Here is an 11,019-nt window from a genome sequence, read left to right on the forward strand (position 1 = left end):
TCACGCGTTCCCGAGGCGGCCCACCGCGTCGCGGGCGAGCGCGATCATCGGCACGCCCGCGGCGGCGGCGACGAGCCCTGCCATCGCCCGCGCCTGCACGCGTTCGGCCTCCCCCAGGCCCAGCTCCGCCAGGGCCGTCGCGTCGAGGGCGAGGGCCGCGAGGCGCGGCCCCGCATCCGCGAAGCTCGCCGCCGCCAGCACGGCGCGGGCCGTCCCCAGGACCGGCACGATCCGCAGGGTACCGTCGGCCAGGCCGGTCTCCGCCTCGTGCACCGCGAGCATGGCGCCGAGCCGCGCGACGTCGCGCCCGTGCTCGGCGCCGAGCAGCAGGATGCCGGCCGGGACCGGAACGAGTGCCGCCGCGAGATCGCGGGCGGCCCGGTCGAGCACGGCGTAGGGGTGGGGATCCTCGCCCGTCCGGAGGGTGAGCGTGCAGCGCATTCGCGGCCGGTGGGTGAGCGTGGCGGGGCCGCACTTCAAGCTTTCTTTACCATAACAGCAACAGGGTCGTGCACGGGGGGCGCCATCGCGCCGCCCCGGCGCCGGCCTCGTCTCGAACCGGCTCGGATCCTCTCGCGGCGGGCTCGATGTTCCTGTTCACCACGCCCTCCAGCCCCCCTGAGCCCGCTCCGGCGGCGCCGCGGGGCGCCAATGCGGGGGTGTTGCAGGCGATCCGGGAGGGAGCGCAGGCGAGCGGCGCGGGCTTCGAGTATCTGCTCGCCACCGCGCAACGCGAATCCGCCCTCGACCCCGCGGCCAAAGCCGGCACGTCGAGCGCCACCGGGCTGTTCCAGTTCATCGAGCAGACTTGGCTCGGCGTGATGAAGAATGCCGGGCCGCGGCTCGGGCTCTCGTCCTACGCCGACGCGATCACAGCGCGCGCCGACGGCAGCTACGCGGTCGAGGACCCGGGGCAGCGCCAGCAGATCCTGGATCTGCGCCGCGACCCGAAGATCTCGGCGACGCTCGCCGGCGCGCTCACCCAGAAGAACGGCGAGGCGCTGGCCTCGGCGCTCGGGCGCGATCCGACGCCGGGCGACCTCTACGTCGCCCACGTGCTGGGCGCCCGGGGGGCCGCCGCGCTCATCGGTGCCGCCCGCGCCACGCCCGACCGCGCCGCAGCCCTCGACATGCCGGAGGCGGCCGCCGCCAACCGGGCCCTGTTCTACGACCGCGCGGGCCGCCCGCGCAGCGTCTCCGAACTCTACGCTAGCCTCTCGGCGGCCGCCCGAGGGGTGGCCGATCTCGGCATCCAAGCCCAAGCGAGCGGCCTGCCGCAGGCCACCACCTCCTACGCCGCCTCGGCCTACGCCGCGGGCGCGGACCTGCGCAGCCTGTTCCAGACCGACCGGCGCACCGGCCCGGTGGCGCAGGGCCTCGGCCGCCTCTGGCAGGGGCGGGCCGAGGGCGCCGGGAGCGAGCCTGCGCGCCCCGCCCCGAGCTACTTCCCGCGCTCGGACCCGCGCGAGGACGTCGTGCGGGTGGAGGGCGACGCCGCGACGACGACCGGCACGATCGTTGCGGCGCTGCCGGCGCCCGGGACCGTCATCCGCAACCCGCCGCTTCCGCCCCGTCGCCCGGCCGACCTCGCGGCCTTCCCGGCGGCTACCCTTCAGACCTCGCTCTTCGCTACCCGGAGCGGTCCATGATCATCCGACAGTTCCTGGCCTCCACGCAGCACACCTCCGCGGGCCACCGGGCCGAGGCCGCCTCGGCGCTCGCGCGGGCCTTCCTCTACGGCAATCTCGCGCCCGAGGCCGCCTGGGAGGCCAAGACCGCGATCCTGGCGCTGCTCGACGACCCGGCCCCGATCGTGCGCCGGGCGCTCGCCGAGGCCTGCGCCGCCTCCGCGCGGGCGCCGCGCCCGCTCATCGTGGCGCTCGCCAGCGACCAGACCGAGGTGGCCTGCCTCGTGCTCGCCCGCTCGCCGGTGCTCACCGATGCCGACCTCGTGGACGCCGCCGCGATGGGCTGCGAGGCGGTGCGCACCGCGATCGCAGGCCGCCACCACCTCTCCCACGCGGTCGCCGGGGCGCTCGCCGAGATTGCCGGGCCGGACACGCTGGCGGTGCTCGCCCGCAACCCGACCGCCCGCATCACCACGGGGCGGATGCTCCGCATGGTCGAGCGCCACGGCGCCGCGCCCGTGGTCCGGGAAGCGCTGCTGGCGCGGCCCGATCTGCCGATCGAGGTGCGCCACGCGGTCGGCGCCCGGCTTGCCCACGACCTCGAACGGTTCGCCACCGGCTGCGGCTGGCTGAGCCCCGAGCGCGGCGCCCGGATGAGCCGCGAGGCCGGCGAGCGCGCGGTGCTCGACCTCTGCGCCGGGGCCGGGCCGGCGGCGACCGCCCGGGTGGTGCGGCACCTGCGCGCCACCGGCCAGCTCAACGCGGGCCTGATCCTGCGGGCGATCCTCTCCGGCGCTGTCGCATTCGCGGAGACCGCCTTCACGGATCTGACCCAACTCGAACCGGCCCGCGTCGCGGCCCTGATGCGCGAGCCCCGCGGCATCGCCGAGTTGCACCGCCGCGCCGGCCTCGCCGAGGCGCTGCTGCCCGCCGTCACCGCCGCGCTCGGCGCGTGGCGCGAGGCGCAGGACGGCGCGACCGCCGCCCGCGGCGCCGGCCTGTCCCGCCGGATGATCGAGCGGGCGCTCACCGCCTGCGAGGACATGGCCTTCGGGGAGATGCAGGCCGTGATGGCGCTGCTCACCCGCTTCGAGGCGGAGGCCGCCCGCGACGAGGCCCGCGAGGTCGCCCGCGCCATCGCCGAGGAGGCGCTCGCCCGCGAAGCCACCCGCCGCGCGAGCCGCGACGAGGGTGCGGCCTGGGATGCGGCACAGTCCGCCGCGAAGGCCGCGGTCCGGACCGCTCCGACGCCCCCCATCCCGGTCGCGCCGGACCCAGAACCGCTGCCGGAGGCGCCGCAGGACGCCGTAGCGCCAGCCCTGGCACCTGATCAGGAGGCCGCAATGCCACCTTCCGCGGACGCGCTCGACGCCGTGCTCGACGCGCTGCCCGGGGCGATCCTGGCCAGCTTCCGCGAGGAGCAGGAGCGCCTGCGCGAGGAGGCGGCCCGCGCGGGCGCCGAGGTCAGCGAGGAGGGTGGCGAGGGGCCGGAACGGCTCGCGGCCTGACCGGCCGCGATCCCGCTAGGCCACGCTGCGCTCGATCTGCTCCTCGTCGCAGATCACGCCCGCGCTGCCCTCGAACTCGGCGGTGATGTCGGCCGCGGCCTGGACCGGGGCCGGCGCCGCGCGGTCCTTGGCGAAGGTCTGAAGGAACAGGCGCATGACGTGGCGCACGCCCGCATCGTTGATGGTGCGCTGGTCGTCGTTGTAGTAGCGGCCCGCGTTCACGTTGCTGGTGACGATGTCGTAGGCCGGGAAGTACACGGCCCGCGGGTCGCCCGTGCAGACCTCGCCCGCCGCCACCCGCAGGACCGACTTGGAATAGCTGTTCGACTCCATCACGTGCCGGTCCATGTAGGTGGCGATCATCGGCACGGGCGAGACCGTGAAGATCACCCGCGCGGCCGGGTTCACGCTCCAGAGCCGGTCGAGGAAGCCGCGCAGGTCGCCCAGCACTTCCGCCGCGCCCGCGTTGACGCACTCGTAGAGGTCCGGATCGAAGGTGCCGCCGGCAACCCCCGGCGCCAGCGGCAGCGCGGCCCCGTCGGCCCGCCAGCGCCAGCCCTCGGTGAGGCCGAGCGTCAGCACGAAGACGTCCAGCGTCTCGAACAGGCGGCGCACCTCGGCGAGATGCGCGTCGCGGGCGGCGATCACCTCGGCCTCGGTGGCGAAGCCGTCCGGCTCGACGGTCGGGCGGAACGGGTCGACGTAGCGCCCGTCCTCGCGCAGCCACGCCTTCAGCTCGGGCTCGAACCGGCCATAGGCCCGGTCGAAGAGCTGCACGAACTGGCGCGTGTAGTAGAGATTACCGTAGCGCGCCGAGAAGGTGCCGAACTGGCGCGCATTGGCCTCATTACCGCTCATGCCGGGCGCGGGGGCCTCGGTGAGGTAGTAGTTGAACCCGGCCTCCCGCAGGGCCTCGGCGACGCGCTGGGCGAAGCAGGAGCCGCCGGTCGCCACCTTGTCGGTGCGGGCGATCGCGAAGGTCTCCCGCGGGTGCGGGTTGACCGCGAAGGGCGGCACGTTGGTGACGACCTTGCGCCAGAATCGCTCGGCCGGTAGACCCGTATACGGATTTGAAGCCAACGTCCCGATCCTTTGTCCGATGCGGTAAGGGCGTTTCGCATAGACCGCGAACCCCGCTCCCGCGAGACCCCCGGCACAGCCTTGGCCATCAGCGATCTGCCCCGGCGCGCCCGCAGCGCGTTTTCCTTGTCGGCGCCATCCTGGGCAAGACCGTGGCGTACCAAGGCGGCCGATGACGGGCGAAAGGGTCCGAGCATCGCGGTGCTGGGCAATTGCCAGGGACGCGGCGTGGCGCAGGCGATGCGGCTCCTCGCGCCCGAGAGCCCGGTCCGCTACCTCTCGATGGGCACGCTCCGGCGCGACCACGGCACGCTGGACGGCTTGGCGGCGACGCTTGCCGGCTTCGACCATGTCTACTCCCAGGCCTTCCCGGGCGGCCTGCTGCCGGGCGGCGACAGCGGCACGCTGTTTTCCCGCGAGAAGCGCCTGAAGATGTTCCCGACGATCGTGTTCTCGGCCTTCCACCCGGACATGGTCTATGCGGGCCGCACCCAGAACCTCGCCGACCAGAAGCTCGCGGCCTCGCCGCTCGGGCAGTATCACTCGGCGATCGCCCTCTGCGCCCACCGCCTCGGCCTCACCGTGCCGCAGACCGCGAGCCTGTTCCGGGAGGACGTGTTCCAGCGCCTCGGCTATTTCGACCATTGGGACCCGGCGGTGCGGGAGCTCGTCGTGAGCTCGGCCGGGGTGGGTTTCGGTCTGGAGCGCGAGGTCGGCCGCTGGAGCCGCCGCGGCGCCTTCATGCACGTGATCAACCACCCGAAGGCGTACGTCATCGGCGACATCGCCCGGCGCCTGCTGGCGGAGAGCGGCTTCACGCCGGAGCCCGTCGCGATCGAGGATTATCTCGGCGACGAGCTGGTCCACGACGTGGTCTGGCCGGTCTACCCGCCGGTGGCGGAGCAGTTCGGCCTCACCGGCTCCTACCTGTTCAAGCGCAAGCCCCGCGGGGCGGCCTTCCCGGTCCTCTACGATCTGGAGGGCTTCATCGCGGCGAGCTTCGCGCTCTACGACGCCAGCGCGCCGGGCGACCTCGCCTGCCCGCGCGTCGAGACCTGGGCGACGTCGCCCTGGATCGCCGAGATCTTCCTGGCGGCGAAGGGGTAGGGCTCAGCCCACCGCCCGCAGGCCATCGTCCGACACGCCCTCGCGCATCATCCGCACCAGGGCGTTGACCTCGCGGATCTGGAAGGGCTTGCGCAGGTAAAGGCTGCCGGGCACCGCCCGCGGGGGCAGCCGCGCGGCGGTCGAGGTGTAGACCACCGGCCGGTCCGGGTGCAGGGCCCGGAAGGCTTCCGCCACGGTCCAGCCGTCGATCAGACCCGGAAGGTTGATGTCGGTGAAGAGCCAGTCGATCGTCGCGCCGCGCTCGCGCAGGATCGTCAGCGCCGCCTCGCCGCTGGAGGCCTCGATGACGCGCGTGCCCTGCGAGGCGCAGAGCTGCGCGATGATCTCCAGGAGCATGAAGCTGTCCTCGACCACGAGGACATTGTGTACCGGGCTCATCGTCCGAACCGTTCTGTCGACGCGCCCAAGTTCGCAGCACACACGGTTGAAGAAGGGTTAAGCGCCTCGATCCGGACTGTTCCCGGTGCTCCGTTCTGTGACCCCTACGCAACGCTCGCCCGGCATCGCGATGGCCGGACGTCGGGCCGCCGCCGCGCCGCCGTATTCCCGGCCTGTAAGCGCGGCCGTGGCGCGGTGCCGAAGCGTCCCGCTGCCCTGCCGGTCGGATGGGGTGCGCCGGCACACGGCATCGCCGCGCAGAGACTGCTGGAAAGCTCCTGTCAAGGTTGACGGAACCTCTGCTTAACCGGGTCGGCCTATGAGGGTCGCAAGATACACGCTGCGGATCCGCCTTGCAGACCGGCTGCCGGCCTCGAGGCTCCGCCTCAAGGAGTTGAGACCAGTCATGACCGTTTCCCCGCGCCTGCGCGCCGTCTCCCTCGGCCTCGCGCTCTGCGCGGCCCTCGGCCTCGGCGCCTGCTCGAAGGACTCGAACCTCGCCGATGCGTCCGGCTTCGGTGCCGGTGCCGGCGGCGCAGGGGGCGCGGGCGTGCCCGGCAGCGCCCAGGACTTCGTCGTGAACATCGGCGACCGCGTCTTCTTCGAGTCGGACTCGACCGACTTGACGCCCACCGCGACCGCCACCCTCGACAAGCAGGCCGCGTGGCTGCAGCGCTACCCGCGCTACAGCTTCCTCATCGAGGGCCACGCCGACGAGCGCGGCACCCGCGAGTACAATTTCTCGCTCGGCGCCCGCCGCGCGCAGTCGGTGACCGACTACCTCGCCTCGCGCGGCATCGCGGCCGGCCGGATGCGCACCGTGTCCTACGGCAAGGAGCGCCCGGTCGCGGTCTGCAACGACATCTCGTGCTGGTCGCAGAACCGCCGCGCCGTCACGGTGCTGGACCGCGGCGCCGGCTCGTAAGCCGAGCGCGTAAACTCTATCGCGCCGCCGCATTTTTGCCGCGGCGCCGCGCATCTGCTACCGGCAGGCCGCGCCGGCGCGAGATCGCTTGCGCGGCCTGCCGCAACGTCCGGTGCCGACATCCATGCTCCGCCGCCTCCTGCTCACGACCTCGCTCATCATCGCCACCGCGTTGCCGGCCGCGTCCCAGGACGCCTCCGAGTTCGTGGTGCGCCTCGGCCGGCTGGAGAACCAGTCGCGCATGATGGCCGGGCAGATCGAGACGCTCCAGTACGAGAACCGCCAGCTCAAGGAGCAGCTGCGCAAGTTCCAGGAGGACGTCGAGTACCGCCTGAACGAGAAGAGCGGAGCCAAGCCCGCGCCCTCGGGCAGCACCGGTCCGGTCAACGGCACCAATCCGGGCGCGGGCAAGCCGCAGAAGCGCGGCGACGCCTTCGACCCGGACCAGAATCCCGGTCAGCCGGGTGCCCCGCGCCAGCTCGGCTCGACGGAGCCCTCCGTACCGGTCGCTGCCATTCCGCCCGTCGCGCAGCAGGCTGCGCCGGTCGCGCGCCGCATACCCCAGGGCGCGATCGATGAGGCCGAGGAGGCCGAGGCCGCGGCGCCGGGCTACGACGAGCCCGTCGACCTCGCGCCGCCGGCCCGCGTCGGCACCACCGGCGCCCTGCCGGCCCGGCCCAGCGCCAGCGTCGCGGCGACCGGCTCGGGCGACGCCCGCTCCGACTACGAGGCCGCCTTCGCCAACATCCAGGCCCGCCGCTACGAGCAGGCCGAGATGGACCTGCGCCAGTTCATCCAGTCGCACCCGCGCGACAGCCACGTGCCGGCCGCGACCTTCTGGCTCGGCGAGAGCTACCTGCAGCGCAACCGCAACCGCGAGGCGGCCGAGCAGTTCCTGAAGGTCTCGACCGATTACGCCCGCTCCGCCCAGGCGCCGGAGGCGATGCTGAAGCTCGGCGTCTCGCTGAACGCTCTCGGCGCCCGCGAGCAGGCCTGCGCCACGCTGGCCGAGCTGGAGCGCAAGTTCCCCTCCGCCGGCCAGGGCGTGCGCCAGGGGGTGGCGCGCGAGCAGAAGCGCGCCCGCTGCTCGGCTTGAGCGGGGAGGAACACGACGCGCTCCTGGGGGCCCTCGGCCCCCAACTGACCGAACCCTGCCTGCTCGCCGTCTCGGGCGGGCCGGACTCCACGGCCCTCATGCACGCCGCCGCCGCGGCGCGTGGCCCCGCCGCTCTCCACGTTGCCACTGTCGATCACGGGCTCCGGCCCGAAGCGCGGGAGGAGGCCGGGGCGGTCGCCCGCCAAGCCGAAGCGCTCGGCATCCCGCACGCCATCCTCACCTGGGACCCGGACGGTTCGCACCCCGGAACCGGCATCCAGGCGGCGGCCCGCGCGGCGCGCTATCGCCTGCTCGCCGCCCACGCTGCCGAGATCGGCGCCAAGCGTCTTCTCACCGCACATACCCGCGACGATCAGGCGGAGACGGTGCTGATGCGCCTCTGCGCCGGCAGCGGCCCGGCCGGCCTCGCCGGGATGCGAGTTGAGCGGAACCTCGGCGGAGGCCTGACGCTCGCCCGGCCCTTCCTTGCCCTATCCAAGGCCGCTCTCGTCGCGTGGTGCGACGCGCGCGGCATCGCCTACTTGCGGGACCCCTCGAACAGCGATGGGCGCTTCGCCCGCGCTCGTTTGCGCCGTGTGCTGCCGCTCCTCGCCGAGGAGGGGCTGACCGCGGAGCGCCTCGCGCGCCTGGCCGACCGTGCCGCTCGGGACGACGCGGCCCTTGGGCAGGCCGCCGAGGACGCCCTGGACCGCCTCGCCAGCCCGGGGGAGGGGGCATGGAGCCTCGACGGGCGCGCCCTCGCGGCCCTCCCGGAGGCCGTCGCCCTCAGGGTGCTCGATCGCGCCCTCGAGCGGGCCGGCGCGCCGGCCGGACGCCTCGAACGCCTGGAGCGCCTCGGGGCCACGCTCCTGCCCGCACTGCAACAGGGCCGGGCGCTGCGGCGCACCTTCCGCGGCTTCCTGATCGCGGCCGATCCACAAGGGACGATCCGTCTCACGCCAGCGCCCCCGCGGGCCGCCATCCGCGGAGACGACTTACTTGGCAACGGATAGGCCTCTGCCTACATTGGGCGCTGAGTGCCGGATCGCCCGCAGCGCCGGGCGAGGGGGCCCGCACTCGCTAAGGAATGGTCGATGAACCCGAATTTTCGCAATTTTGCCTTGTGGGTCGTCATCTTCCTGCTCGTGCTCGCCCTCGTGACCCTGTTCCAGAACCCGGGTCATCGCGGCGGCGGTAGCGAGATCGCCTACAGCCAGCTTCTGAACGATGCCGATGCCGGCAAGATCCAGTCGGTGGTGATCTCCGGGCAGGATGTCAGCGGCACCTATGTGGGCGGCGGCAACTTTACCAGCTACGCGCCGAACGACCCGGGCCTCGTCACGAAGCTGCAGGGTAAGGGCGTGCAGATCACGGCCCGGCCCCCCTCCGACAACACGCCCTGGTTCATCCAGCTCCTCGTGAGCTGGCTGCCGATTCTCGTCTTCATCGGCGCCTGGATCTTCCTGTCGCGCCAGATGCAGTCCGGCGCCGGCCGCGCCATGGGCTTCGGCAAGTCGAAGGCCAAGCTCCTCAACGAGGCGCATGGGCGCGTGAGCTTCGACGACGTCGCCGGTGTCGAGGAAGCCAAGGAGGACCTGCAGGAGATCGTAGAGTTCTTGCGCGACCCGCAGAAGTTCCAGCGCCTCGGCGGCCGGATCCCGCGCGGCGTGCTCCTCGTCGGCCCGCCCGGCACCGGTAAGACGCTCATCGCCCGCGCCGTCGCCGGCGAGGCCAACGTGCCGTTCTTCACGATCTCCGGCTCGGACTTCGTCGAGATGTTCGTGGGCGTCGGTGCGTCCCGCGTGCGCGACATGTTCGAGCAGGCCAAGAAGAACGCGCCCTGCATCATCTTCATCGACGAGATCGACGCGGTGGGCCGCCATCGCGGCGCCGGCCTCGGCGGCGGCAACGACGAGCGCGAGCAGACCCTCAATCAGCTCCTCGTGGAGATGGACGGCTTCGAGGCCAACGAGGGCGTCATCATCATCGCGGCGACGAACCGTCCCGACGTGCTCGACCCCGCGCTGCTGCGTCCCGGCCGCTTCGACCGCCAGATCATGGTGCCGAACCCGGACGTGACCGGCCGCGAGCGCATCCTGCGCGTCCACGTGCGCAAGGTGCCGCTGGCGCCCGACGTCGACCTCAAGACCATCGCGCGCGGCACCCCGGGCTTCTCGGGCGCCGACCTGATGAACCTCGTCAACGAGTCGGCGTTGCTCGCCGCGCGTCGCGGCAAGCGCATCGTCACGATGCACGAGTTCGAGGACGCGAAGGACAAGGTGATGATGGGTGCGGAGCGCCGCACGCTGGTCATGACCGAGGACGAGAAGCGGCTCACCGCCTACCACGAGGGCGGCCACGCCATCGTCGCCTTCAACGTGCCGGCGACCGATCCCGTCCACAAGGCGACGATCATCCCGCGCGGCCGGGCGCTGGGCATGGTCATGCAGCTCCCTGAGCGCGACAAGCTCTCGATGAGCTACGAGCAGATGACCTCGCGGCTGGCCATCATGATGGGCGGACGCATCGCCGAGGAGATGATCTTCGGGCCCGAGAAGGTCACCTCGGGCGCGCAGTCGGACATCGAGCAGGCGACGCGACTCGCCAAGATGATGGTCACGCGCTGGGGCTTCAGCCCTGAGCTCGGCACTGTCGCGTACGGCGACAACAATGACGAGGTCTTCCTCGGCATGTCGATGGGCCGGCAGCAATCGGTCTCCGAGGCCACCGCCCAGACGATCGACGCCGAGGTGCGCCGCCTCGTCGAAGCGGGCCTGGAGGAGGCGCGCCGGATCCTCGCCGAGCGCAAGGACGATCTCGAATGCCTCGCGCAGGGCCTGCTCGAGTACGAGACCCTGAGCGGCGACGAGATCCGGAACCTGCTGAAAGGTCAGCCTCCGGTCCGCGACGGTGGCGACGTGCCGCCGACCCCCGCCCGCGGTTCCTCCGTCCCCTCCGCCGGCCGCGGCCGGCCTCGGGAGAACGACGGCGGTCTGGAGCCGCAGCCGCAGGGCTGACGAACGGGTCTGTTCGCGGCCAGCGACATCAAAAGGGCGCCTTCGGGCGCCCTTTCCTTTGGAAAGATGGCGAACGTCCGGGAGCGGCCGTTCACCGTGAATCGCAATCCACGACCGGGCGCGGCCGGGTTCCGGTACCGTGCGCGTTTCGAGGATCCGGTCGCTTGTGCGGAGTTGGACGTGCGGAAGTATTTTGGGACCGACGGCATCCGGGGTCGGGCCAACGGCGTGATCACGCCCGAGCTGGCGCTGAAGGTGG

At 72.6% G+C, this 11,019-nt stretch carries 11 protein-coding genes; 8 read left to right on the top strand and 3 right to left on the bottom strand.

Features of this window, described 5'->3' with window-relative positions; translation table 11 throughout:
• A complete protein-coding gene (locus MFF54_RS19135) occupies nucleotides 1-480 on the bottom strand; it encodes an aldolase/citrate lyase/malate synthase family protein (RefSeq protein WP_238304408.1) in 480 nt (159 codons plus the stop codon).
• Nucleotides 481-587: 107 nt separating this feature from the next.
• On the opposite strand from MFF54_RS19135, the gene MFF54_RS19140 reads away from it, so the two are divergent.
• Nucleotides 588-1,649 (top strand): transglycosylase SLT domain-containing protein, encoded by a 1,062-nt coding sequence (locus MFF54_RS19140; protein ID WP_238304409.1) that lies wholly within the window; start codon nucleotides 588-590, stop codon nucleotides 1,647-1,649.
• Entirely contained in the window at nucleotides 1,646-3,136 is a 1,491-nt protein-coding gene (locus tag MFF54_RS19145; RefSeq protein WP_238304410.1) for a DUF2336 domain-containing protein, read from the top strand. Before MFF54_RS19140 ends, MFF54_RS19145 begins: the two co-directional genes overlap by 4 nt.
• Before the next feature lie 15 nt (nucleotides 3,137-3,151).
• On the opposite strand, the gene MFF54_RS19150 is transcribed toward MFF54_RS19145, so the two are convergent.
• Nucleotides 3,152-4,216, bottom strand: coding sequence for a GSCFA domain-containing protein (locus MFF54_RS19150; RefSeq protein ID WP_238304411.1), 1,065 nt, complete (start codon nucleotides 4,214-4,216; stop codon nucleotides 3,152-3,154).
• A gap of 201 nt (nucleotides 4,217-4,417) precedes the next feature.
• On the opposite strand from MFF54_RS19150, the gene MFF54_RS19155 reads away from it, so the two are divergent.
• Entirely contained in the window at nucleotides 4,418-5,323 is a 906-nt protein-coding gene (locus tag MFF54_RS19155; protein ID WP_238304412.1) for a WcbI family polysaccharide biosynthesis putative acetyltransferase, read from the top strand.
• 3 nt (nucleotides 5,324-5,326) lie between these two features.
• Here MFF54_RS19155 and MFF54_RS19160 read toward each other — a convergent pair whose 3' ends face one another.
• Nucleotides 5,327-5,722, bottom strand: a complete 396-nt coding sequence (locus tag MFF54_RS19160) for a response regulator (protein ID WP_238304413.1) — start codon at nucleotides 5,720-5,722, stop codon at nucleotides 5,327-5,329.
• Nucleotides 5,723-6,068: 346 nt separating this feature from the next.
• Between MFF54_RS19160 and pal the strand changes: the two genes are divergently transcribed.
• From pal to MFF54_RS19185, 5 genes are all read left to right on the top strand, one after another.
• Complete coding sequence (gene pal, locus MFF54_RS19165; RefSeq protein WP_370880334.1) at nucleotides 6,069-6,647, top strand: peptidoglycan-associated lipoprotein Pal; 579 nt, start codon at nucleotides 6,069-6,071, stop codon at nucleotides 6,645-6,647.
• A 124-nt stretch (nucleotides 6,648-6,771) separates the two neighbouring features.
• Nucleotides 6,772-7,743, top strand: a complete 972-nt coding sequence (gene ybgF, locus MFF54_RS19170) for a tol-pal system protein YbgF (protein WP_238304414.1) — start codon at nucleotides 6,772-6,774, stop codon at nucleotides 7,741-7,743.
• Nucleotides 7,740-8,756, top strand: coding sequence for a tRNA lysidine(34) synthetase TilS (gene tilS, locus MFF54_RS19175; RefSeq protein WP_370880329.1), 1,017 nt, complete (start codon nucleotides 7,740-7,742; stop codon nucleotides 8,754-8,756). Before ybgF ends, tilS begins: the two co-directional genes overlap by 4 nt.
• A gap of 81 nt (nucleotides 8,757-8,837) precedes the next feature.
• Nucleotides 8,838-10,760 (top strand): ATP-dependent zinc metalloprotease FtsH, encoded by a 1,923-nt coding sequence (gene ftsH / locus MFF54_RS19180; RefSeq protein WP_238304415.1) that lies wholly within the window; start codon nucleotides 8,838-8,840, stop codon nucleotides 10,758-10,760.
• A gap of 66 nt (nucleotides 10,761-10,826) precedes the next feature.
• On the top strand, nucleotides 10,827-11,019 hold a 193-nt coding region (locus MFF54_RS19185; RefSeq protein ID WP_238304416.1), incomplete at its 3' end, for a hypothetical protein.

Origin of the sequence: Methylobacterium gregans (assembly GCF_022179245.1) — a bacterium.
Lineage (GTDB): Bacteria > Pseudomonadota > Alphaproteobacteria > Rhizobiales > Beijerinckiaceae > Methylobacterium > Methylobacterium gregans.